The following is a 24,460-nucleotide window of genomic DNA, read 5'->3' on the forward strand; positions in this document are numbered from 1 at the left end:
TAAAAATGCATAAAAATTATGTTTTTAAAAGGGTTCCAGGATAAATTTAAGGTTAAATCGGGTCTTAAATGTTTAAAGGAGGAAATGGAAAAGCCTCCCAAAACAATAGAAAGGGACAAAGGGATTACTAGTATTGGCTGTATTGTGGACGTTGACAGTTTTCCGAATGCGGAAGTGTTTTATGAACTGATTGATGATTTTTCGTTAAGGCCAAATGCCATAAAAATTATTGGGTACAAAAGAGAGTATGATAAAAACTCCCCTTATGCCATACAAATGTTCTCAGATCGGGATTTAGGATGGAAGGGAGTTATAGAAAACGGGTATGTGCTCGAATTTTTAGGCAGGGAGTATGATATATTGATCAATTACTATACTGAGGACAACTTGATGATGAAGTTGTTGTCTGTAAAAACTCCCGCCAGATTAAAAGTAGGTTTTGGAGCCTTAGATCCCAAAATCAACGATTTAATTCTGAACACACCTTTGTCCGACTTTGAAATGTTTAAGAGCGAGCTAAAAAAGTATTTAAAGGTTTTAAAAGAATTGTAATGGAACAATTGGTGGGGACGGGTGTTGCTTTGGTAACACCATTTAATAAAGATTTCTCGGTGGACGTGCAGGCCCTTGAACGTGTTGTTGAACATTGTATTCAAGGGGGAATGGATTATTTGGTGGCATTGGGTACTACTGCAGAATCAGCAACATTGTCTAAAGCGGACAAACAATTGGTCATAGATGTAATTGTACGGGCCAATGCAGGTCGATTACCTTTGGTATTGGGCGTGGGAGGCAATAATACTGCAGCCATAGTTGAAGAACTTACGCAAACGGACCTATCCGATTTTGAGGCTATATTATCGGTATCTCCATATTATAATAGACCTACCCAAGAAGGAATTTACCAACATTTCAAAGTTATCGCTGAAGCATCACTGAAACCGATAGTACTATACAATGTTCCTGCAAGAACGGGGAGTAATATGCTCCCAGAAACCACCTTGAGATTGGCACATGAGATTCCTAACATTATAGCTATTAAAGAAGCTTGTGGTGATATGGTTCAGATTGATAAAATTTTAAAGGATAAACCAGAGGACTTCTTGGTACTTTCTGGAGATGATTTCACCGCATTACCAACGGTTTTAGCTGGTGGAGCAGGGGTGATTTCGGTTTTGGGACAGGGCATGCCCAAATCATTTTCACAAATGATACGATTAGGGCTAAATGGAGAGGCAGAAAAAGCTTACGAACTTCACCATGCATTGCAGCCTTTGATGCAATTGATTTTTGAAGAAGGAAACCCGGCAGGAATAAAAAGTGTGTTTGAATCATTGGGAACTTGCGGCTCAAGTGTCCGTTTACCATTGTTAGAAGCTTCTCCAAAGTTGAAATCTAAAATCACAGATTTCTTGAAATCCTTTAATAAGGTTTACGCCTAAGGTTGTTAAATCTTAGCCAAAACCTTGGTTGAAGCATAATCTTGACCTTAATTTCGATAATCATTCAATTTTTTAAATCGGGTGATATTCACTAATTTTGCAAAATATTTTTCGAAAATGAGGTCGGTTTTCCTATTACTTATAACAGCATTGGTGTTTGTATCATGTAGTGAGTACCAAAAAGTACTTAAAAACGAGGATATTAAGCCCAAGTATGATATGGCCCAGAAGTTCTATGATGAGGGGGATTACAAAAGAGCCAAGCGGCTTTTTGAGCAAATTGCCCCCAAATATGTGGGCAAACCCCAGGGAGAGCGGGTCATGTTCTTTTTCGCGGACACCTATTTTAAGACAAGGGACTATTATTTGGCAGGGTATCAGTTTGAGCGCTTTATAAAATCATATCCACGAAGCGATAAAATTCAAGAAGCTTCGTTTTTAGGTGCGAAAAGCTATTATAAGCTTTCACCTGCATATTCCTTGGACCAAACTGACACTGATAAAGCTTTGGCCAAGCTACAATCTTTCATCAATACTTACCCTGATTCTGAATTTTTTGATGAAGCAAATACCATGGCCAAGGAGCTTACAGCCAAAAAAGAGAAAAAACAACTGGAAATAGCCAAACAATTTAATAAGTTAGGAGAATTCAATTACCCGATTTTGGTTTCGGCAATTACGGCACTTGACAATTTTATTTCCGATAATCCGGGTTCTATTTACAGAGAGGAAGCACTGTACTACCGTATTGAGGCTACTACCAATTTGGCTTTGAACAGTATTGATAGCAAAAAGAAAGAACGTTTGGAAGAAGCTCAAGCATCTTACAACAATCTTTTGCGCTATTTCCCTGAAACAAAGTTCAAAAAGAAGGCGGATAACCTAGTAGAAAAAATTCAAAAAGAATTGGCGCAATTTGCCACTTCCAAATAAATAGTTTAAACACTCAGTCTATGCAAGATCTGAAAAACACAAAAGCACCCGTTTCCACAGTTACACACAACAGAAACGAGTTCGATGAAAAAACAAATAACATCTATGAGGCAATTTCAATTGCTTCAAAAAGGGCTATCCAAATCAATTCTGAAATAAAAAAGGAATTGCTGGAGAAGTTGGAAGAGTTTGCCACCTATAGCGATAGCCTGGAAGAAGTATTTGAAAACAAGGAACAAATTGAGGTTTCCAAGTTCTACGAAAAACTTCCAAAACCACATGCATTAGCTGTTTTGGAATGGTTAGAAGATAAAATCTATTACAGAAACACAGAGAAAGACGCCTAAGAAATGCTTCGCGGTAAAAACATTCTTTTGGGCATTACCGGAGGAATTGCTGCGTACAAAACCACTTTTCTTGTTAGGCTTTTGATAAAAGCTGGTGCCCAGGTCAAAGTTGTAATGACCCAGAGTGCCAGCTCTTTTGTTTCCCGGTTAACGCTTTCTACGCTCTCTAAAAATCCAGTTTTGATGGACTTTGTCAATCAAGAGGATGGGAGCCTATCATGGAACAATCATGTAGAGCTTGGTCTTTGGGCAGATTTGATGATAATTGCCCCGGCAACGGCCAATACACTCTCCAAAATGGCGAATGGCACCTGTGATAACTTGCTCATGGCCGTTTATTTATCTGCTAAATGTCCGGTTTATTTTGCTCCTGCAATGGATTTGGACATGTACCGTCACCCTTCTACAAAAGCGTCGTTTGATAAGTTGGAATCTTTTGGGAACACCATGATTCCTGCTGAAACAGGTGAATTGGCAAGCGGACTTCATGGGGAGGGACGTATGGCTGAACCCGAAACAATTGTTCAATTTCTCATCAAAGATTTGACAAAGGACCTTCCTTTAAGTGGAAAGAAGATATTGATTACGGCAGGCCCCACACATGAAGCAATTGACCCGGTACGATTTTTAGGAAACCGTTCCTCTGGAACTATGGGTTTTGAACTTGCAAAAAGGGCGGCCGATTTGGGGGGTAAGGTGGTTTTGGTTTCTGGCCCTACAAACCTTACGATAGATGAAGGGGTTACGATTGATTTGATTCGGATTACCTCTGCACAGGAAATGTACGATGCCTGTCATAAACATTTCAAAGATACAGATGTGGCCGTTCTGGCAGCGGCAGTAGCAGATTATCGCCCAAAACATGTGGCAGTTGAAAAATTAAAAAAGAAGGATGGAGATCTTCAAATTGAATTAGAGCGTAATCCAGATATCCTATTTTCCCTGGGTGAGCAAAAAGAGCACCAGTTTTTGGTAGGCTTTGCACTTGAGACCGAAAATGAACTTGAAAACGCAAAAGGAAAGCTGAAGCGTAAAAACTTGGATGCGATTGTGCTGAATTCTTTAAAAGACGCTGGAGCCGGTTTTGGAAAGAACACTAATAAAATCTCCTTTATTGATAAGAATTTAGAGATAAAAACGTTTGGTTTGAAGACGAAGCCTGAAGTTGCTTCGGACATTTGGGAAGAAATTATCGCCAGAATTCATGCGTAACTTTTTAATAACTGTTTTTTTATTATCCTTTTCAGTTTCTGCCTTGGCTCAAGAGCTGAATTGTACTATTACGGTCAATTCAGATCAGGTGAGTCAGACCAACCAACAGATTTTTAGAACGTTGGAACGTTCACTAAATGATTTTGTGAACAAAAACAAATGGACGAATCGGACCTATAAGGAGAATGAAAGGGTAAATGCCAGAATGTTCATTACGGTTACACAATACGAGTCGGATCGTTTTGAAGCCAACATTCAAATACAATCTTCCAGACCTGCATATAATACCTCCTATGAGAGCCCAATCTTTAACTATAAAGATGATGTGTTCAATTTTCAATACCAAGAATTTCAACCCTTGGCGTATAATGAAAATGCCTTTGAATCCAATTTGGTAGCGGTTATCTCCTATTATGTATACATTATTTTGGGATTAGATGCTGATACTTTTTCATTGGAAGGTGGAGATGATATGTATAGAAAAGCCCAAAATATTGTTACCCAAGCTCAAGGCTCTAGTTCCACTGGGTGGAGTCAAGAAACCGGAGAAAGAAGCCGATTCGAATTGGTGGATAATCTTTTGAGTAATTCTTTTAGGGAATATCGCATAGCCATGTACAACTACCACAGAAAGGGGCTAGATATTTTGGGGGACAATAACAGCACAGGTAAGCAGATAATCGCTGGAAGCCTACGTCTCTTTGAAACTTTGATTAAAAGAAGACCTAATGCTTTTTTAATCCAAACCTTCTTTGATGCAAAATCAGAAGAAATCCGAAACATCTTCTCAGATGGCCCAAAAGTGGATGTGGTCAAACTCAAGGAAACCCTTAATAAGGTAGCTCCGTTTTATTCCAGTACTTGGAATGAAATCAAATATTAAGGAGCATCTATAAATTATAAGTGAGAAGTTTCTAGATTTAATGGTATATTCTTCGTTCATGGCTAATGAAGCTTGAAACTGTTATTTATATATCAAATACTCCAATGAGGAAATTCTTTTTACTTCTTACAATAAGTACACTTGGGTGCATAGGTGAAAACCAAAGTAGCCTAACGGTAAGTGGAGAAATTTATATAAAGCTAATTGATGTTTATGGCAGTATGTATGGTATGCCGAGAGACGATATTGAAAACGCTTTGGATAAAATAAGGACTGGAGTGGGTAAGGATTCGCTGAGCAGTAGTGAGCTAGAAGTTAGGAACTATTATGAATATTTGGCTCAAGAAAACCTTATAGACCAGCCTCATTTTAAGATGAAAACCAAAAAGGGAAAAATAATCAATGTTTTTACCTCTGAGGAAGAATATTCCAAATTGAAGCCTAATCTTGAAAATCTAGATAGAGATAAAGAAAAAATAGTGGTAAAGGTTAAAGGCAAGAAAATGAAGAAGGGAATTTTCTACGCTCAAGATATAGTGAGCATTGAAAAGCTAAAAGGTAAAACGGATTGGACCAAATAATAAAATGGAAAAAGAGAGGGGTTTAAAGCCTCTCTCTTTTTTGATTGGTAGAGAAGAAGGCACGAGACTTTTATAAACCAACTAATTTGTCCTTATTGATAAAATAAAATACTAGTCCATTTCTCCAAAGAGATTTATATTTACGGGGAAAATCTTCGACATTGCTTACAAATCTTTCAATTCGGAATTATGCCTTAATTGACGATGTGAATGTTTCGTTTTCAGATGGTTTCACTACCATTACGGGCGAAACAGGAGCAGGGAAATCAATTTTGTTGGGTGGGCTTTCGTTGGTATTGGGTAAGCGAGCCGATTTATCCACGCTTAAAAACAAAGAACAGAAGTGTATCATTGAAGCCGAATTTGAAGTTTCAAAATACAAGCTGGATAAATTTTTTGCAGAACATGATTTGGACTACGAGGATTTGACCATACTTCGAAGGGAGATTTTGCCCAGTGGTAAATCGAGAGCTTTCGTAAATGATTCTCCGGTTGTTCTAGATGTATTGAAGAAACTTGGGGAACAATTGATTGATGTGCATTCGCAGCATCAAACACTTCAGTTAACCGAGAATGAATTTCAGCTCAAGGTGATAGATGCCTTGGCTAAGAATGAGGTGAACCTTGACAATTATGCAAAAAGATTGGAACGGTTCAAAAAAGCGGCTGATCAATTGCAAGAGTTATTGGATTTTCAATCAAACTCCACCAAGGAACAAGACTATAACAGCTTTCTGTTGCAAGAATTGGAAACTGTTTCCTTAAAGGAAGGAATGCAGGAAGAATTGGAAACAGAATATGGGCAATTGAACAATGTTGAACAAATTCTGGAACTGCTATCCCAAGGGCATCAGTTGATGAATGATGAACAATTGGGGTTGCTGGGTAGATTTTCTGATTTAAAACACATATTCCAAAACCTATCTGGGTATGGAGACAGTTTTGGTGAGTTGAACCAACGTATTCAATCGGTTTTCATTGAAATGGATGATATTTCTGGAGAATTGGAACGATTAAAAGATGGAGTAGAGGCCAACCCGGAGAAGTTGAATGAGGTAAACACAAAATTGCAACAACTGTATGACCTTCAGAAAAAACATCAGGTAGCATCAGTAAGTGAGTTGATAGCGATTAGAGATGAGTTGTCGGAAAAGGTAGGTCTGGTCGAAGATATTGAATCAAAAATCAAGGAAAAAGAATCGGAAGTCGCCCGAATGGAAGAGGAGACCGAGAAATGGGCCATAAAAATTAGCAAAGCTCGCAGTGCAGTACTCCCGAAGCTGAAGAAAATGCTACAAGAAAGTCTTTATGGATTGGGGATGCCTTCAGCTACATTTAAAATTGAGGTAAATCCATCTAATTCTTTTAAAATCAACGGTAAGGATAATCTAACGTTTTTGTTTTCGGCCAATACGGGTTCTGATTTTGGAGAACTTAAAAAAGTAGCTTCAGGGGGGGAACTTTCACGTATTATGTTGACTATAAAGTCGATTTTGGCCGAATACGAACACCTACCGACTATGATGTTCGATGAAATAGACACCGGTGTCTCGGGGGAAATATCAAATCGTATGGGAGAAATCATGCAACAAATGGGAAATACCATGCAAGTTTTTTCGATTACACATTTACCTCAGGTGGCATCCAAGGGCAAACAACAATTTAAGGTCTTTAAAGAAGAGGGGGCTAACGGAACTACGACTCAGATGAAAATACTTAACGCAGATGAGCGAATAAGTGAACTGGCAGAAATGTTGGGAGGCAAGGCACTTTCGGAATCTGCCTTGGCTCATGCGAGGCAACTGCTACAATAGTACTAACCGTTTCGAACATTAAAATCAAAAACACAAAACTCGACAAGAATAAATATCTTTGTCGGCAAAACCAACGATAAATAGAATATGGCATACAATCTTTTAAAAGGCAAAAGAGGAATTATTTTTGGAGCATTGGATGAGAATTCCATTGCTTGGAAAACTGCTGAACGTGTTCATGAAGAAGGCGGTACATTTGTTTTGACCAATGCGCCCATTGCAATGCGAATGGGTCAAATAAAGGAATTGGCGGCAAAAACCGGTTCAGAGATAATCCCAGCAGATGCTACCAATGAGGAAGATTTACAAAATTTGGTGACAAAATCTATGGAAATTCTTGGCGGGAAATTAGATTTTGTGCTTCACTCCATCGGTATGTCCGTAAATGTTCGTAAAGGAAGGGCCTATACGGATGAAAAATATGATTTCACGGCAAAAGGCTGGGATGTTTCCGCACTTTCCTTTCATAAGGTAATGCAGACTTTGTTCAAGGAAGATGCTATGAATGAATGGGGAAGTATTGTTGCCTTGACCTATATGGCCGCCCAAAGAACTTTTCCAGACTATAATGATATGGCCGATAACAAGGCGTATTTGGAATCTGTAGCACGAAGCTTCGGATATTTCTATGGAAAGGAGAGAAAAGTAAGAGTCAATACCATTTCCCAATCACCAACACCAACCACTGCGGGTCAAGGTGTCAAAGGATTTGATGGATTTATAAATTATGCTGAAAAAATGTCTCCACTGGGAAATGCATCTGCAGCGGACTGCGCGGATTATACAGTGAGTCTATTTTCTGATTTGACCAAGAAAGTTACTATGCAGAACTTGTTCCATGATGGTGGGTTCTCCAATACCGGCGTAAGTCAGGAAGTAATAGATGAATTTAGCAAATAAGCAAAAGAGATGATTAATAAAGCCATCCTATTTAGGGTGGCTTTTGTGTTTTATGATGCAATTAAAGTTTTCCATAATAGTTCCGGTATATAACAGACCCGAGGAGATTAGGGAGTTACTGGAGAGTCTTGATGAGCAAGACTTTCAGGAAGAATATGAAATTGTTGTTGTGGAAGACGGCTCATCCGATAGTTCAGAAGAAGTTGTAAAAAAGTTTGATGACAACCTGAGTATTTCCTATTATTTCAAACCCAATTCCGGTCCGGGAGATTCCAGAAACTATGGCATGCAAAAAGCCAAGGGAAACTACTTCATAATTCTGGACTCAGATTGCATTTTGCCCAAACAATACCTTTCTGAAGTACAAAAAGAGTTGAATCAGGAGTTTGTGCATTGTTTTGGCGGCCCAGATGCTGCAGATGCATCTTTTACTGATGTGCAAAAAGCCATCAACTATGCGATGACATCTCTTTTTACCACTGGAGGTATTCGCGGTGGAAAAAAGTCGGTGGGTAAATTCCAACCTCGAAGCTTTAATATGGGGATTTCCAAACAAGCATTTGAAAAGGCAGGAGGATTCGGCAGAATTCATCCAGGAGAAGACCCTGATCTCACATTCCGAATTTGGAAAGCTGGTTTCAATTCCAGATTGTTTCCCAAAGCATTCGTATATCATAAAAGACGGATTGATTGGAATAAATTCTATATCCAAGTGAATAAATTTGGACAAGTGCGACCCATTTTGAATAAGTGGCACCCTGGTACCGCCAAAATCACCTATTGGTTTCCAACGCTGTTCATGTTGAGTTTATGCTTTTCCATTATTGTATTGTTGGCGGGATGGGTAGTTCCAATAGCATTATTTGGAGTTTATTTTTTGCTTCTGTTTATCCATTCGTTGGTGAGTACGGGAAAAATAAAAGTGGCCTTTTTGGCAATTTTTGCAGTGTTGACTCAATTTACGGGATATGGCATGGGTTTTTTAAAATCAACGACGTTGCTTAACTTTAGTAACAGGGAGCCTGAGGAATTGTTTCCAAAGCTTTTCTTTAAAAGAAAATAAGAGTGGTTAAAAAACTATTGAAGGGAATCAGCAACAAAAAGGTAAAAGTATTTTTGCTTTTTTTACTATGTTCCTTTTTGGCTTGGTTCCTGAGCAACATGTCCGAATCGTATGAATCTAGGGCGAATTTTAACCTAAATTATAGAAATCTGCCAGACACTTTGTTTTTGGGGAATAATTCTTCTGATTTTTTGGAAGCGAAAATTGAAACCAGTGGTTTTCGGCATTTTTATTTCAATGTGATCAATAAAAAAATCAATATCGATTTATCTCAAGTTTCATATGTTGACGGGCGGTACAAATTACCTGAAGCCTCGCTGAAAAAACAGATTGAAGGGCAACTTTCCCAAAATGTTTCTCTTGTTGATTTATATAGGAACGAACTTTATGTTGATTTGTACAAGGTTAAATCCAAAGAAGTGCCCATTAAAGCCATTCTGGATATTCAATTTGAACCGAACTACATTTTAGATGGAGAGGTTACAGTAGACCCGCAAACCGTTTTGGTAAAGGGTCCGGCAAACGAAATTGATACACTTAGACAAATTTTAACCACAAAAATCGAGTTGACCAATATTGCAGCGGACTTTTCAAAAGAGGCCTCATTAGTGTTCCCTAAAAATATGACCAACAGTATTTTTTCAATAAGCCGAACCGAGGTGTCGGGCCAAGTGGTAAAATTTTCAGAAAAAGTTTATGAGGTTCCGATTCAGTCAATAAACGTTCCTGAGGGATATTCCATTAAGACCTTTCCAAATACGGTTTCTATCGTATGTAAAGCTACGATAGAACAGTTAAAGGTAATTTCTGAAGCCAGTTTTCAGGTTGTGGCGGATTATAAGCAATTGAACAATTCCAGTGATAATGTACTTTTTCTTCAAGTGATTAAAAAACCTGAAAAATCCTATGGGACTAGATTACTGGAAAACAAGGTAAACTTTGTTTTGGAGAAAGAATGATAGTAGTTGGACTTACCGGAGGCATTGGAAGTGGCAAAAGTACCGTCGCCAATATGTTTCGTAAACTGGGAGTGCCGGTATACGATTCAGATGTTGAGGCCAAACAATTAATGGTTTCGTCCAAGAAAATAAAGAAAGCCATTATTTCCCTACTTGGAAAAAAAGCGTATTCCAAAGAAGATTTGAACAGAAGTTATATTGCAGATAAGGTTTTTAAGAATCCTGAACTTTTGCAGCAGTTGAATGATATCGTACATCCTGAAGTAAAAGCACATTTTTTGGATTGGACGAAAAGCCAAACCGCCAATTATGTAATTCAAGAAACCGCTTTGATATTTGAAAATGGAGTGGAGGACAGGTATGACTATGTGCTGTTGGTAACAGCGCCAAAGGAACTACGTTTAGAGCGTGTACTTGCTAGGGACAGAGTTTCAAAACAGGAGATTCTAGACCGAATGCAGCATCAAATGGACGATGATGAAAAGATGGAATTGGCCCATTTTCGCATAGAAAATATTGACTTGGAAGTGACCGAAAAACAAGTGGGAAAACTGCACCAAAAACTTGATAATGTGCAGTCTCGTTCAAAATTTTAACATTTTTGTTAAGGTTAGGTTAAACGGTGAAAGGCCTAAATGTTAAATTTCTAATTTTACCCCGATGAACAAGAAGCTATTCGTTCTTCTCGTCATTTTGATGAGCTTATCCCTTACAGGAATAATCTTTGTTCAAGTATATTGGATTAGAACATCAATAAACGATAAAGAGGAGCAATTCTCAAGAACGGTTACAGACATACTGGATAAGGTTGCGAGCAGGGTAGAGAAAAGGGAAATCAAAGAATATTCAGATCGTTTGGCTTCGCTTGTGGATAGTGTAGGAAATCCTGAAACTACTTTGTTGGGTAGTTTTGGTTTTGTGGAGAAAGATGAAAATTCTGATGAGATTCTCTTTTATTCCCATGGAATTTTGGAGGAGGATTATAATATATCATCTACGTTCTTTGATAATTCTGATAGTGAAGACAGTACAACAGTTAAAAACTACACCAGTAAGCGCACTAAGGTTGTTTTTAAGGAAGAACATGGGCTTGATGGCAAGAGCTACGGCTTAACTCCACTGCAAAGAGTGGAGAAGCTTGGAGGACTTTCCAGTCTTAAAAAAGCAGCTTGGGAAGATGTTTTTATGGAGAAAGCAAAAAGTCAGCCTATCCATAAAAGAATTGCCAAGCAAGAACTGGAATTACTTTTGGATCAGGAACTTCGAAACAGAAATATTGATATCGATTTTGAGTACGGTGTATACAGCCAAGGCTATCCAACCAAAATCAAATCGAAGAAATTCAAATTTTCTGAATCCAATATGTACGAAGCTCCGATTTTAACGGATAGTGAAGGAAACACCAACTTTTCTTTACTGCTTACCTTTCCAAAGGAAAAAAAGTTCATTTTCGGTTCAATTATGGGAATGGCCTTGTTGTCATTGATTTTTACGTTGGTCATATTGGTCGCTTATTCTAGCGCCATTTACCAATTGATAAAACAGAAGCAGATTTCTGAAATAAAAACGGATTTCATCAACAATATGACCCACGAGTTCAAAACGCCCATTGCCACAATTAACTTGGCAGTGGAGGCGATAAGAAACCCAAAGTCTATTGAAGATAAGGAAAAGGTGCTGCGTTATTTAGGCATGATTCGTGAGGAGAACAAACGTATGCATGCGCAGGTAGAAAATGTTTTACGAATTTCCAAATTGGAAAAAAATCAATTGGACATTAGTAAAGATAGGGTAGACGCTCATGAAATTGTGACGGATGCCATTACACATGTTGAGTTGATAGTGAAAAATAGGGGTGGGTACATCAATGCGCATTTGGATGCAGAAAGAGCTGAAGTTTTGGCTAATGATATGCATTTTACCAATGTGATTGTGAACATGTTGGACAATGCCATCAAGTATTCTCCAGAACCACCAAAAATTGATGTCTTTACGGAGGTAGTCAAGAACAACATTATTATTAAAATTCAAGACCAGGGAGCTGGTATGAGCAAAGCGGTCCTGAAAAAAGTATTTGAAAAGTTTTACCGGGAGCATACCGGTGATATTCACAATGTAAAAGGCCATGGATTAGGGTTGGCCTATGTAAAAAGAATTATTGAAGATCATCAAGGCGAAGTTTACGCCGAAAGTGAAAAAGGAAAAGGGAGTACCTTTTATATAAAGCTTCCCTTAATATAGAAAAACAAAACTATGGAGACAGAACAAAAGAAAATACTGTTAGTTGAGGATGACCCAAATTTTGGGATTGTGTTGAAGGATTATTTGTCAATGAACGATTTTGACGTGGTCTTGGCCAAAAATGGTATGGAAGGCTTCGAAAAGTTTAAAAAGGATAACTATGACGTCTGCATTTTGGACGTTATGATGCCCTATAAAGATGGGTTTACTTTGGCAAGGGAGATTAGGGAAAAGAACGAAAACGTTCCTATTATTTTCCTTACGGCCAAAACCATGAAGGAGGATGTTTTAAAAGGATATAAGGCGGGTGCAGATGATTATTTGAACAAGCCTTTTGATTCTGAGGTATTGCTGATGAAACTAAAGGCCATCCTTCAAAGAAAAGCCTCAAGTACTTTGGCCGACAGTAAACAATTTGAGTTTCAAATTGGCAACTTTCACCTGAACTCCAAGCTTCGTTTCTTAAAATATAAGGAAGAAGAGCCTGTAAAGCTTTCTCCAAAGGAAAATGAACTGCTTAGGCTTCTTGCACTTCACGAAAATGATTTGATGCCCCGTGAACTGGCGTTGACCAAAATCTGGAGGGACGATAATTACTTTACGTCAAGAAGTATGGATGTTTACATCGCCAAGCTCAGAAAATATTTAAAGAGGGACGATGTGGTAGAAATCCTGAATATCCATGGAGAAGGGTTTAGATTGGTTATCAAGGCCGAAAACCAATAGAACTCTTTGTTAAAATAATCCCGAACCACCTATTTAGGTGGTTTTTTTATATCAAAAAATAAAGTACCGAAACTGTTGCCATTCCGGTAATGGCCAAAATCGTGGTCATCATGGTCCAAGACTTAAAAGTTTGCTTTTCGGTAATCCCCAAGTATTGACCAACCAACCAAAACCCACTGTCGTTCACGTGGGAAAATATACTGGCACCTGAAGCTATGGCGATAACCATGCAAGCTAGCTCCACAGGACTTAATGAAGCATTCCCTAAAAGGGGTGACACCAATCCTGCTGCAGTAATCATAGCCACAGTAGAGGAACCCTGAACTATACGAACGATAGCCGCACTTATAAAAGCAAAGGCCAAAATGGGAAACCCTGCATTGCTCAGCGAGGTGGCTAACAGCTCTCCTGCTCCGGTATTGGTCAAAACCTGTTTAAATACCCCACCGGCTCCTGTCAACAATATGATAGTCCCAGCGGGCGCCAAGGATTTAGAAGAGATATCAAATAATTGGGCTTTGGTAAATCCTCTTTTAATACCAAAAAAATACCACGCCAATATATTAGCGATAATCAGTGCTGAAAAAGGATGTCCCACCAATCCTATCATTTTTAAAATTATCGGATTTGATATGCCCAAGGCTCCAGTGGAAGATATGGTGTTGAGCAAAATAAGTACGATGGGCAGAGCAATGATCCAAAGTGTCTGACCAATAGGAGGTAATGATGCAGGGGTGGAATTTTCTATTTCAGTGGGAGCGGCAACAAAAATTTTCTTGGCAATGGTTCTACCAAAAAGTAAGCCCGCAATCAATGCTGTCGGAATTCCTGCCAGGAATCCAACTAAAATTACCCATCCGAGGTCGGCCCCTATGATATCGGCAACTGCAATCGGTCCTGGGGTGGGAGGGATAAAGGCATGTGTGATGGCCAATCCCGCTAAAAGTGGAATGGCATAAAGCAGAAGTGATTTTCCTGTTTTCCGTTGTAGCGCATAGATCATGGGGACCAGAATGATAAATGCCACATCAAAGAATACCGGGATGGCAATCAAAAAACCAGAAATGACCATGGCCAAAGGAGCTCTTTGTAATCCAAATTTTGATATCATAAAGTCGGCTATGGTCTTTGCGCCCCCTGATGCCTCAAGAATAGCACCGAACATGGCTCCCAAACCAACAACAGTGGCAACAAAACCAAGCGTACCCCCCATACCTTGCTGAATGGTATCTATAATTTCTTTGGCATCGAGGCCCGCCACCAATCCTACAGTGATACTTCCAATCAGAAGCGCCAAAAATGCGTGTATCCGAAATTTCAGAATCAAAAATAACAGTACAGCTATACCGCCCAGAACGGCGATGATCAAATTGGTCTCTATCATTGTATTTCGCCCCTGATTAATTCAACAATTTTTTCAGGGGAATGGAAAATGGATACTGTAATAGCCTCAGAGGGAGGTTCAAGTGTATCAAACTGCGATTGCAACAATTCCAAGGGCATAAAATGCTCTTTTCGACTTTCCAGTCTGGATTTTATAAGCTCAAAAGAGCCTTCCAGATAAATAAAATGGATTGCACTGCCCATATCTTTTTCCAACAAATTCCTATAACGCTGTTTAAGCGCCGAACAGGCTATTATGGCTCCCGTCGATTTATGCTCCAAGGCCAACGCATTCAGTTTTTCCAACCAACTTTGTCTGTCCTTGTCATTCAGTGGCTTTCCGACCCTCATTTTTTTGACATTCGCTTCTGGATGAAAGTCATCTCCATCATAGAAAGGAATATCGAGTGCCTCGGAAAGTAATCTACCAATTGTGGATTTTCCGGTACCGGAAACTCCCATGACCACCAAAACCTTGTCGAACCTAGCCATTTGTATCTTCCATTAAATGTTGTTCTATTTTTTTCAAGATTTCGGACGGTTCTTCATCATAATTCACCCATAGAACAGATTCATTTTTTCGCAACCATGTAAGTTGCCTTTTTGCAAACCTTCGGGTGTTCTTTTTGATTTCGGAAATGGCGAAATCCAAAGTGAAATTACCGTCAAAATATTCAAAAAGCTCACGATATCCAACAGTTTGCAATGCATTTAGGTCCCGGTTGGAGTATAGTTGCTTTGCCTCTTCTAAAAGCCCTGCTTCCAACATAAGGTCCACTCGTTGGTTGATTCGCTCATAAATGACCTCTCTATCTGCCTTAATGCCCACATATAAAGCATGAAAGTTTCTTTTCACTTTCTTTTGATTCAGGAATGAGGAATATGGATTGTTGGTACTGATGCATACCTCTAGAGCCCTAATCAATCTATGAGGATTTTCAACGTCTACAACAGCATAATATTTGGAATCTCTTTTCTTCAATTCATCTTGAAGATAAGAAAGCCCTTCTTCCTTAAATCTTTGATTTAAGCTTTCCCTAAGATTAGGGTCAGTTTTGGGAAAATCATCCAAACCCTGAATTACTGCATCAACATACAAACCGCTACCTCCAACAATAACAGCGTAATCCTTTTCTTGAAAAAGTTTTTCCAGGTGTTCTAGGGCATCTTTCTCAAAATTCCCGACCGAATAAGGTTCCTGAATACTTTTATGTTGAATGAAATGATGTGGGACTGCATTCAATTCCTTCAACGATGGCACCGCAGTGCCGATTTTCATTTCTTTAAAAAACTGGCGGGAATCTGCGGAGATTATTTCCGTTTGGAAGTGCTGCGCGATTTCAATACCCAATTTGGTCTTTCCAATGGCCGTAGGTCCGACAACTGCAATCAAAGTTTTCGCACTCATAGCAATTCCCCACAATTATAGCAGTTGGAAGCGTCGTCTCTATGCCCCTCCGCCGTACAGCTAGGACATGCTTGGGTGTTGGTATGAACCACGCTTTTGCTTTTATCTCCATTTTTATGTCTGGAGAATTCCACAGTAACAATGCCCGTGGGGACAGCAATAATCCCATAACCTAAAATCATAATGACCGTAGCCAAAAATTGCCCCAAATTGGTCTGGGGAGCAATATCTCCATATCCGACGGTAGTCAAAGTAACGATGGTCCAATAAATACTTCGGGGAATGCTTGTGAAGCCCGCTTCATCTCCTTCAATCAAATACATAATGGTTCCCATAATCACCGATAATATGAGTACCACATAAATAAACACCGCTATTTTGGCCCTGCTCGCTTTCAATGCAGCCTTAAGAACCGAGGCTTCCCCCATAAATTTGACCAGTTTCAAAATCCTGAAAATCCTCAGTAGCCTAAAAGCCCTTACTGCCAATAAAACCTGGGAACCTGCTAAAATATAGGATAGATAAAGAGGGATGGTGGAAACAAAATCTATGATTCCATAAAAGCTGAAGACGTATTTCCAAGGTTTTTTGATGCTTATTAACCGTGCGATATACTCCAGCGTAAAAAAAATGGTCACTACCCATTCCAAGGTCAACAGGATACGGTGGTAATGTAAATCTATTTCCTTAACGCTTTCCAACATGACAAGAACAACGCTGAGGACGATTAAGACAATAAGTGTAATGTCGAAAAACTTGCCTAAAGGAGTATCGGCTTCATAAATGATTTCATGTAGTCGGTGTTTCCAACCGGAATGTACTTCTTGTTTTTTCAAAGGGCAGGTGTTAGTTCCAAGACCTTGAGTTTACTATTTTTTCTTAAGTAAGATTCAATAATAAAAGTGGTATTGTCATCACTTACCATTGGAGTGATTATCGATTCTAATATATGAATATTATTTATTTGGTGGTTGAGTTCAGCATATCCATATCCCTTCAAATTACCATTCTTTATTAAAATGAAACTATGTTCACCTAATTCACGCCCTCTGTCAACCAAGGCAATGGTTCTATTTCTGAGACTATATTTATCAAGTACATCGACTATTTTTTGATTGTATTCCAAAATACTTTCCTTGTCTGTGTACCCTTGGCATGAACCATTTTTAGATGGTTCAACGGTAAATTCTATGCCTAAAGAAGTGGGATTGATTTTAAATTCTTCGCTTATCTTCTTTAAGAACCTTGTTGCTGAAGGAATCCCGTTAAAGCCAATCTTCTGGTTTTTTTGAAATCTCCTTTTTGTGATTTCAAGCTCAATAGGAGTGCTTCCATTCTTCGAAAAATTGATTACGTGCGAGAATAGACTCTTTTTAGCAATGCTATTGTGCTTGGGTCTTGTTCGTTTTAGTTCTTCATATTCTTTTAGAATGGCCACTAACTCGCTTCCCGTGCGTTCAAAAGTGACTCTTTTGGTTTCTTTCTGAAGCTTGCGTGCCAATTGACCCACATTGGTAAAATGTTGGTTCACCCTCCTTTTAGCATCTTTTGTCTTGCCAAGAAAGATGATATCTCCATCCTTATCATGCATGTAATAGACACCGGTTTCCGAAAGTAATTCCGAAACAATGTCGAGCTGGGTGGGAGATAACTCACCCATGGATTCCTCCCGGGTGACTTCTTTTATAATGGTCTTTTCCGAATCCTTGTCCAAAAGAAGCTTAAAAAGCTTCAAAGTGGCAATGGCATCACCGTTGGCGCGATGGCGGTCGCTCATGGGAATACCCAATGAACGGACCAGTTTTCCTAAACTATGGGATTCCGCATCTGGCAATAATTTTTTCGCTAGATCAACCGTACAAAGGGTTTTGCGTTGAAAATCATAGCCTAATCTCCGAAATTCGGTTCTAAGAATTCGATAATCAAACTGGGCATTATGTGCTACAATGATGGCTCCTTCCGTAATTTCTATAATTCGTTTTGCCACCTCATGAAACTTGGGGGCAGAGCGCAGCATTTTATTATTGATTCCTGTTAGCTTTACGACAAAGGGCTGGATTTCTCGCTCTGGATTGACCAAGCTCATGAACTTGTCCACAACCTGATGCCCATCAAACTTATGGATTGCGATTTCCATGATACCCTCCTCATTGTATTTTCCTCCAGTGCTTTCAATATCGAGTATGGCGTACATGAACCTTGGTAGTATTATTGCGAATAGTTGCGTGCTCCAAAGATACTACTTCCTATGCGGACCATGGTACTGCCTTCTTCTATGGCAATGGTGTAGTCACCGCTCATACCCATGGACAATACGGAAATATCAAGAAGTTTATCACTTAAAAATTCAAAAATGGATTTTAGATAAGCAAACTCTTTTCGAATTTGGGATTGATCTTGCGTATAGGTAGCCATGCCCATAACTCCTATCACTTTTATGTTTTCAAAATTTTTAAACTCTTCGGAATTTACAATTCCCTCGAGCTCGCTTTTGTCTAGACCGAATTTGGACTCTTCTTCGGCGATGTGAACTTGTAGTAGACAAGGAATTACCCGATTGTGTTTTTTAGCCTGTTTGTCAATCTCTTTTAACAACTTAAAACTATCCACTCCATGAATTAACGACACATATTCGGCCATATATTTCACTTTGTTACGCTGTACATGCCCAATCATATGCCATTCAATATCCTTGGGTAAGGTTTCCCATTTTTGGGTCATCTCCTGAATTTTGTTCTCACCAAACACTCTGTGTCCTGCGTCGTAAGCTTCTAAAATGGAAGCATTAGGCTTGGTTTTAGAGACGGCAACCAGTGTAACCTCCTTTGGAAGCTCTTCTTTTAGTGCAGTAAGATTATCTTTTATGGACATATTTTTTTATGTTCTAAAACTCGTAGATGGTCAACCCACTACGAAGTTTGGGTTCAATATAAGTGCTTTTAGGGGGCATTACCAAGCCAGCATCTGCTATGGCCTTGATTTCATCCATGTTGATGGGAACCAAACTGAATCCCACAGCAAACTCCCCATTATCCACACTGTCTTTCATTTTAATGACATTGTGTTTTCCATAGCCATAGGAAATACGCTTGTCGTTTCGTAAATCTGAAATTCCCAAAATAGGTTCCAAAATCGTTTTGTAAAGAATTTGGGTATCCAATTCGCTGAGCGCATCGGTAAATTCATAGACTCGTTTTCTCAAATACAGGGAATAGAAATCTCCATCCAAATACATGCTAAAATGATGCTTTCGGGTTGGTTTGTAAAGGCCGTCGTCTTTCTTTTCGATTCTGAAGTGAGCATCCAACTGAATTAAGAATTCTTCCTTGGAGTACCCATTTAAGTCTCTTACCATCCGATTGAACTCATAAATTTTGATATCGGATTCAGGAATCAAATAGGTCATGAAAAAGTTGTAAGCCTCGTCACCGGAATGTGATGTATGCTTAGCTTTCATTTTCTTAGCCAAAAGATTGGAAGAAGCACTGCGGTGATGTCCATCTGCAATGTATAGGGCATCCATCTTTTCGAAGGATTGTTGAAGCTTCGCAATGACTTTTACATTTTCTATTTGCCAGAGTTTATGGCTTACCTTATCGGAAGTGGTAAAATCGTAATCAGGTTGTTTGGAAGCTTCTTGTTTTAATATCGAACCAATAATACCATCATCCGTATATGTCATAAGTACCGGTTCGGCATTAAAGCCCACGGTGTTCAAATAATCCGCAAAAAGCTTTTCCCTTCTTTGGATGGTATCTTCATGTTTTTTGATAACATCCTTTTGATAATCATTTACACTACAGGCACAAAAGAATCCAAGAGTGGTCAAATCTCCTTTTGTGATTTGGTAGAGATAAAAGCAAGGATGGTCATCTTTTTGAAAGATATTATCCTCTAAAAATTCCAAATAACGATTATGCACGAGCTTAAAGCGTTCTTTTCCTGAAATGTTCTTATGGAATTTGAATCCTGGATTAATAATGTGCAAAAAAGAAAAGGGATTATATCTCAATACCGATCTGAGTTCGTCTTTTGAATATTCTTCATAAGAACGTGAAGCAACAAAAGCGGCTTTGTCGGGAGTGGGACGAATGGCCTTAAAGGGTTTTATCAGGGCCATTGGAGTCTAATTGAATTGAGCAGCTACTTTTTCCGCTTTTCTTGATTCGGAATAATCATAGAATCCTTCATCTGATTTTACACCTAGTTTTCCTGCCATGACCATGTTCACCAATAGGGGACAGGGCGCATATTTTGGATTTTTAAAACCATCATACATCACATTCAAAATGGAGAGGCATACATCCAACCCGATAAAATCTGCTAGCTGTAACGGTCCCATGGGATGTGCCATACCCAATTTCATTACAGTGTCGATTTCTTGTACGCCAGCGACTTGATTGAACAAGGTTTCAATCGCCTCATTGATCATGGGCATCAAAATTCTGTTGGCCACGAAACCTGGGTAATCATTCACCTCAGTTGGAGTTTTGCCCAATTGCTTTGACAGTTCCATAATGGTTTGGGTGATCTCATCCGAAGTACTGTATCCTCTTATGATCTCGACCAGTTTCATAATGGGAACAGGATTCATAAAGTGCATTCCAATGACCTTTTCAGGCCGTTTGGTAACCGCGGCGATTTGGGTTATTGATATCGACGAAGTGTTTGTGGCCAAAATGGTATTTGCATCGCAGATTTCATCCAAATCCTTGAAGATTTGAAGTTTGATTTCCAGATTTTCTGTAGCTGCTTCTACCACTAAATCTGTAGTTTGTATCCCGTCCTTTAAATTGGTGTATACTGATATATTACTTAGCGTATTTTCTTTGTCCGTTTCTCCAATAATTTCTTTTGAAACCATTCGATCTAAGTTTTTGGAAATGGTGCCCATTCCTTTATCCAAAGATGCTTGCGAAATATCGACTAGTTTTACCTGAAACCCACTTTGAGCAAAAACATGAGCGATTCCATTACCCATGGTCCCCGCACCAATAACAGCAATTGTATTCATCAACTTAATTTTTAAAGGATTCTATAATTTGCAGAGCTACTTTAAGAGCTTTGGTTCCCTGTTCCAAGGTCACCACAGGTTCTGTGTCATTATTGATGGCGTCAGCAAAAGTTTCCAATTCGTCTAAAATGGCATTGTTGGCCTGTATTTCCGGATTTTCGAAATAAATCTGCTTTTTTTCACCCTCTGCATTTTGCAAGATCATATCAAAATCACCAGGCTTTTCGGGCGCATCTTTCATTTTTACTACTTCTACCTTTTTTTCCAGAAAATCTACAGAGATATAGGCGTCACGCTGAAAGAATCTGGATTTGCGCATGTTCTTCAAAGAAATTCTACTTGAAGTTAGATTGGCAACACATCCATTTTCGAATTCAATTCTGGCATTGGCAATGTCGGGAGATTTACTGATAACGGAAACACCACTGGCATTGATTTTCTTTACTTCAGAGTTTACGACGCTCAAAATCGCATCAATGTCATGGATCATCAAATCCAAAACCACTGGAACATCAGTTCCTCTGGGATTGAATTCAGCCAATCGATGTGTTTCGATAAACATTGGAGTTTCAATTTTATCTTTTACCGATAAAAATGCGGGATTGAAACGCTCTACATGACCTACTTGTCCTTTGATATTGTGTTTTCTGGATAAACCCAACAACTCTTCTGCTTCTTCTGCAGTATTGGTAATCGGTTTTTCTATAAAGATATGCCTGCCTTTTTCAATGGCCTTTTTAGCGCAATCAAAATGGGATAAGGTTGGAGTTACAATATCCACGACATCCACCACATCCATTAGGGTGTTGATATTCTCAAAGTAGGTATAACCAAATTCGTCCGCTACTTTTTTGGCATTGATTTCATCGGGATCATAGAAGCCGACGAGTTCATATTTCCTGGATTCGTTTAACAGCCGAAGATGAATTTTACCCAAATGTCCAGCTCCAAGAACACCTACTTTTAACATACTTGTGGTTTTTGTCAAAAATACGGATATGGGATCATTCTTCCATAAAAATAAGGTGGCATCTGTCCATAAAATCCTCAAGAACTTTTTAAATTCGTGTACCAGACCAAAGACATGAAGGATACGTTGAAGCATCGTGGTATGCGCAATAAATTGGCAGAGGTACTGTCTGCCAAAGGAATACAGGATAAAGGAGTTTTGGATGCAATACGAACAGTGCCCCGACATCTATTTTTGGATAGTAGTTTCGAAGATCATGCCTACCAAGATAAAGCCTTTCCTATAGGTGCGGAACAGACCATTTCCCAGCCTTATACAGTGGCTTTTCAAACCGAATTGCTCAAGCTACATCCCAATGATAAGATCTTGGAAATTGGCACAGGTAGTGGCTATCAAACAGCCGTTCTGTTACACCTAAAAGCAAAGGTTTATACGATAGAAAGGCAACAAGAGCTGTTCAAAAAAACAAAGCTTTTTTTTAATAAAATGAGTTATCGTCCAAAGAAGATAATCTTTGGAGATGGCTATAAAGGTTTGCCAGAAGAAGCACCTTTCGATGGCATAATTGTAACCGCAGGAGCTCCTATGGTTCCCAAACCCTTATTATCCCAATTAAAAGTAGGAGGGAAGCTTGTTATTCCTGTGGGTGTTGATGATCAGGTAATGACCTTGTTCACAAGAAAGTCTGAAAAAGAATTTGAAAAGCAAGAATTGGGCGCTTTCCGCTTTGTTCCTTTATTGGAAAATAAAAACTAGCGATTAAAATCTTTCTTGATTCGAGATAGGTTACGCTTATTATCGCGGTCTTTAATCGTTTCTCGTTTATCGTAAAGTTTTTTACCTTTTGCCAAACCTATATTTAATTTGGCAAGTCCTTTTTCATTGATAAACAGATTTAGGGGGATAATGGTAAGTCCCGATGCTGCTACCTCTTTGTGTAGTTTTTTTAACTCTCTTTTATTCAAGAGCAATTTGCGTTCTGCTTTGGGTTTGTGGTTGTAGTATCCGCCGTGACTGTATTCATCTACCTGCATATTGATTACATAAAGCTCTCCCTTATCATTGAATTCACAGAAGCTTTGGGAAATGGATGCTTTGCCCAATCGAATTGATTTTATCTCTGTTCCTCCTAATACCAATCCAGCAGTATAGGTGTCCAAGATTTCATAATCGAATCGGGCCCGTTTGTTCTTTATGTTAATATTTTTCTGCATTGCTGGCAAAAATAGAAACTCTTTGCAAAGAAAATTGTAATGTTACAGGCTAAATTACGATTGTAAGGAAAATGGGACTCATGAAAAGAGCTTTTATAGGTGTTTTATTGATTTTGATTGTGGCGTGTAAAGAGAAGCCGCCGAAAAAACTCTCTGCACAAGAAATTGTGGATAAGTCGATTAGAATAAGTGGTGGAGAGTTATATGCCAATAGGAACACTTCCTTTGAGTTTAGGAATCGAAAGTACGTTTCACAACATATTGATGGGAAAAAGACTTTAAAAAGAATTTCAAAATTGGATAGTGTGACCATTTTGGATATTAAAACCAACAATAGCTTTCAACGTTTTATAAAGGACACTCTAGTAAATTTACCTGATTCCATTTCAAATCGTTATGCAAATTCGGTAAACTCCGTTCATTATTTTGCACGATTACCGTTCGGATTGAATGATGGAGCAGTGAACAAGACGCTCCTTGGTGAAGAAAGCATTAATGGAAAGATATACTACAAGATCAAGGTCACTTTTAATCAAGCTGGGGGCGGGGATGATTTTGATGACACTTATGTGTATTGGTTCAATAAGGAAACTTTTAAGCCAGATTATCTAGCCTATGATTTTCATGTGGATGGGGGCGGACAACGCTTTCGAGAAGCCTACAACGAACGCTACGTGAATGGAATCCGATTTGTTGATTACAACAATTACAAACCCCAGACTAGGGGTTCTGATATTTTGGATATTGGGAAATTGTTTGAAAAAGGAGAATTGGATTTGCTCTCCAAAATTGAACTTTCAAAAGTAACAGTAACCGAAAATTAATCCAACTTTAGGCGAATATCAGTAGCTTCACCATCAATGATTCGGATAATAAAGAGACTGCTGTTATCATCATCATCCATCTGTTCATACTTTTCAAAACCCAACATATTATTCACAAATGTTGGTGTGGTATTGCTGTGTCCCACGACTAAGACGTTCTTTCCAGAATTTTCAGTCTTGAAGGCAACTATATCCAAATCTCTAGGGTCGTAATACTTAACGTTAATATTTTTCTTGACTGATGTAGGAGCAGCTGTCATTGAAGTTCGCTCGTAGTTGGTAGAATAAATAACATCAATATCAATTGGATCAAATACTTCTGCCCAGCGAACTGCTCTCATTAAACCATCTTGATTTAGTTCGGGGTCATGATTTTCAGGATCTGTACAATCCTTTTCCGCATGTCGGATAAAGTAAAAAGTCGAGATTATAGGATCGGTAATTTCGCTATCTTTATTAGAATTATTGCAGCTAATATTTCCAATAGAAAGAATTGCAACCGCAATCAGAAGTTTGGTGATTCGCATAATAATTGTTCTAAAGTCC

The 24,460-nt window shown here is 38.8% G+C and carries 27 protein-coding genes; 16 read left to right on the forward strand and 11 right to left on the reverse strand.

Translation table 11 applies throughout. The annotated features are described in order from the left end of the window. Positions 1-18 precede the first annotated feature (18 nt). From E4661_RS04340 to E4661_RS04405, 14 genes are all read left to right on the forward strand, one after another. Entirely contained in the window at positions 19-552 is a 534-nt protein-coding gene (locus E4661_RS04340) for a DUF6913 domain-containing protein (protein ID WP_136465599.1), read from the forward strand. Further along, positions 552-1,442 (forward strand): 4-hydroxy-tetrahydrodipicolinate synthase, encoded by an 891-nt coding sequence (gene dapA, locus E4661_RS04345; protein ID WP_136465600.1) that lies wholly within the window; start codon positions 552-554, stop codon positions 1,440-1,442. The genes E4661_RS04340 and dapA overlap by 1 nt, the downstream gene beginning before the upstream one ends. A gap of 117 nt (positions 1,443-1,559) precedes the next feature. Next, positions 1,560-2,375 carry an outer membrane protein assembly factor BamD gene (locus tag E4661_RS04350; protein ID WP_136465601.1) on the forward strand — a complete coding sequence of 272 codons (816 nt, stop codon included), beginning with the start codon at positions 1,560-1,562 and terminating at the stop codon, positions 2,373-2,375. 20 nt (positions 2,376-2,395) lie between these two features. Beyond that, entirely contained in the window at positions 2,396-2,722 is a 327-nt protein-coding gene (locus E4661_RS04355) for a DNA-directed RNA polymerase subunit omega (RefSeq protein ID WP_136465602.1), read from the forward strand. 3 nt (positions 2,723-2,725) lie between these two features. Further along, positions 2,726-3,934 (forward strand): bifunctional phosphopantothenoylcysteine decarboxylase/phosphopantothenate--cysteine ligase CoaBC, encoded by a 1,209-nt coding sequence (gene coaBC / locus E4661_RS04360; protein ID WP_136465603.1) that lies wholly within the window; start codon positions 2,726-2,728, stop codon positions 3,932-3,934. Then, positions 3,927-4,817, forward strand: coding sequence for a type IX secretion system protein PorD (gene porD / locus E4661_RS04365; protein WP_136465604.1), 891 nt, complete (start codon positions 3,927-3,929; stop codon positions 4,815-4,817). The genes coaBC and porD overlap by 8 nt, the downstream gene beginning before the upstream one ends. A 104-nt stretch (positions 4,818-4,921) precedes the next feature. Further along, positions 4,922-5,398 carry a hypothetical protein gene (locus E4661_RS04370; RefSeq protein ID WP_136465605.1) on the forward strand — a complete coding sequence of 159 codons (477 nt, stop codon included), beginning with the start codon at positions 4,922-4,924 and terminating at the stop codon, positions 5,396-5,398. Between the two features lie 161 nt (positions 5,399-5,559). After that, positions 5,560-7,212 carry a DNA repair protein RecN gene (gene recN / locus E4661_RS04375; protein WP_136465606.1) on the forward strand — a complete coding sequence of 551 codons (1,653 nt, stop codon included), beginning with the start codon at positions 5,560-5,562 and terminating at the stop codon, positions 7,210-7,212. An 87-nt stretch (positions 7,213-7,299) separates the two neighbouring features. Next, positions 7,300-8,112, forward strand: coding sequence for an enoyl-ACP reductase FabI (locus E4661_RS04380; RefSeq protein WP_136465607.1), 813 nt, complete (start codon positions 7,300-7,302; stop codon positions 8,110-8,112). Positions 8,113-8,167: 55 nt separating this feature from the next. Beyond that, positions 8,168-9,175, forward strand: coding sequence for a glycosyltransferase family 2 protein (locus E4661_RS04385; RefSeq protein ID WP_136465776.1), 1,008 nt, complete (start codon positions 8,168-8,170; stop codon positions 9,173-9,175). A 2-nt stretch (positions 9,176-9,177) separates the two neighbouring features. Further along, on the forward strand, positions 9,178-10,134 hold the full coding sequence (locus E4661_RS04390; protein WP_136465608.1) for a CdaR family protein: 957 nt from the start codon (positions 9,178-9,180) through the stop codon (positions 10,132-10,134). Beyond that, positions 10,131-10,730 (forward strand): dephospho-CoA kinase, encoded by a 600-nt coding sequence (coaE, locus tag E4661_RS04395; RefSeq protein ID WP_136465609.1) that lies wholly within the window; start codon positions 10,131-10,133, stop codon positions 10,728-10,730. The genes E4661_RS04390 and coaE overlap by 4 nt, the downstream gene beginning before the upstream one ends. A gap of 64 nt (positions 10,731-10,794) precedes the next feature. Continuing rightward, positions 10,795-12,375 carry a sensor histidine kinase gene (locus E4661_RS04400; protein ID WP_136465610.1) on the forward strand — a complete coding sequence of 527 codons (1,581 nt, stop codon included), beginning with the start codon at positions 10,795-10,797 and terminating at the stop codon, positions 12,373-12,375. A 12-nt stretch (positions 12,376-12,387) separates the two neighbouring features. Beyond that, the gene (locus E4661_RS04405; protein ID WP_136465611.1) at positions 12,388-13,101 is read left to right on the forward strand and encodes a response regulator transcription factor; all 714 of its coding nucleotides are present in this window, start codon (positions 12,388-12,390) and stop codon (positions 13,099-13,101) included. Between the two features lie 46 nt (positions 13,102-13,147). On the opposite strand, the gene E4661_RS04410 is transcribed toward E4661_RS04405, so the two are convergent. The 9 genes from E4661_RS04410 to E4661_RS04450 are packed head-to-tail and all read right to left on the reverse strand — an operon-like array spanning position 13,148 to position 21,876. Continuing rightward, positions 13,148-14,485, reverse strand: coding sequence for a GntP family permease (locus E4661_RS04410; RefSeq protein ID WP_168796326.1), 1,338 nt, complete (start codon positions 14,483-14,485; stop codon positions 13,148-13,150). Then, positions 14,482-14,976, reverse strand: coding sequence for a gluconokinase (locus E4661_RS04415; protein ID WP_136465612.1), 495 nt, complete (start codon positions 14,974-14,976; stop codon positions 14,482-14,484). Before E4661_RS04415 ends, E4661_RS04410 begins: the two co-directional genes overlap by 4 nt. After that, positions 14,969-15,892, reverse strand: a complete 924-nt coding sequence (gene miaA / locus E4661_RS04420; RefSeq protein ID WP_136465613.1) for a tRNA (adenosine(37)-N6)-dimethylallyltransferase MiaA — start codon at positions 15,890-15,892, stop codon at positions 14,969-14,971. Before miaA ends, E4661_RS04415 begins: the two co-directional genes overlap by 8 nt. Further along, complete coding sequence (locus tag E4661_RS04425; RefSeq protein ID WP_136465614.1) at positions 15,889-16,728, reverse strand: ion transporter; 840 nt, start codon at positions 16,726-16,728, stop codon at positions 15,889-15,891. Before E4661_RS04425 ends, miaA begins: the two co-directional genes overlap by 4 nt. Then, positions 16,725-18,086 carry an exonuclease domain-containing protein gene (locus E4661_RS04430; RefSeq protein WP_136465615.1) on the reverse strand — a complete coding sequence of 454 codons (1,362 nt, stop codon included), beginning with the start codon at positions 18,084-18,086 and terminating at the stop codon, positions 16,725-16,727. Before E4661_RS04430 ends, E4661_RS04425 begins: the two co-directional genes overlap by 4 nt. Positions 18,087-18,100: 14 nt before the next feature. Beyond that, positions 18,101-18,763 (reverse strand): YggS family pyridoxal phosphate-dependent enzyme, encoded by a 663-nt coding sequence (locus E4661_RS04435; RefSeq protein WP_136465616.1) that lies wholly within the window; start codon positions 18,761-18,763, stop codon positions 18,101-18,103. A 13-nt stretch (positions 18,764-18,776) separates the two neighbouring features. Then, positions 18,777-20,012: a DUF1015 domain-containing protein gene (locus E4661_RS04440; RefSeq protein WP_136465617.1), complete on the reverse strand. Its 1,236-nt coding sequence runs from the start codon at positions 20,010-20,012 to the stop codon at positions 18,777-18,779. 6 nt (positions 20,013-20,018) lie between these two features. Next, complete coding sequence (locus E4661_RS04445) at positions 20,019-20,906, reverse strand: 3-hydroxyacyl-CoA dehydrogenase family protein (protein WP_136465618.1); 888 nt, start codon at positions 20,904-20,906, stop codon at positions 20,019-20,021. Positions 20,907-20,910: 4 nt separating this feature from the next. Next, on the reverse strand, positions 20,911-21,876 hold the full coding sequence (locus tag E4661_RS04450) for a Gfo/Idh/MocA family protein (protein ID WP_136465619.1): 966 nt from the start codon (positions 21,874-21,876) through the stop codon (positions 20,911-20,913). 114 nt (positions 21,877-21,990) lie between these two features. Between E4661_RS04450 and E4661_RS04455 the strand changes: the two genes are divergently transcribed. After that, entirely contained in the window at positions 21,991-22,632 is a 642-nt protein-coding gene (locus E4661_RS04455) for a protein-L-isoaspartate(D-aspartate) O-methyltransferase (RefSeq protein ID WP_136465620.1), read from the forward strand. Here the strand turns inward: E4661_RS04455 and smpB are convergent. Continuing rightward, positions 22,629-23,090, reverse strand: coding sequence for an SsrA-binding protein SmpB (smpB, locus tag E4661_RS04460; RefSeq protein WP_136465621.1), 462 nt, complete (start codon positions 23,088-23,090; stop codon positions 22,629-22,631). The two genes, E4661_RS04455 and smpB, sit on opposite strands and share 4 nt — an antisense overlap. 80 nt (positions 23,091-23,170) lie before the next feature. On the opposite strand from smpB, the gene E4661_RS04465 reads away from it, so the two are divergent. Then, entirely contained in the window at positions 23,171-23,914 is a 744-nt protein-coding gene (locus E4661_RS04465) for a DUF6503 family protein (RefSeq protein ID WP_136465622.1), read from the forward strand. On the opposite strand, the gene E4661_RS04470 is transcribed toward E4661_RS04465, so the two are convergent. Further along, the gene (locus E4661_RS04470; protein ID WP_136465623.1) at positions 23,911-24,441 is read right to left on the reverse strand and encodes a histidine phosphatase family protein; all 531 of its coding nucleotides are present in this window, start codon (positions 24,439-24,441) and stop codon (positions 23,911-23,913) included. The genes E4661_RS04465 and E4661_RS04470 overlap by 4 nt on opposite strands. Positions 24,442-24,460 lie beyond the last annotated feature (19 nt).

It is taken from the genome of Flagellimonas onchidii (assembly GCF_004804315.1).
Lineage (GTDB): Bacteria > Bacteroidota > Bacteroidia > Flavobacteriales > Flavobacteriaceae > Flagellimonas > Flagellimonas onchidii.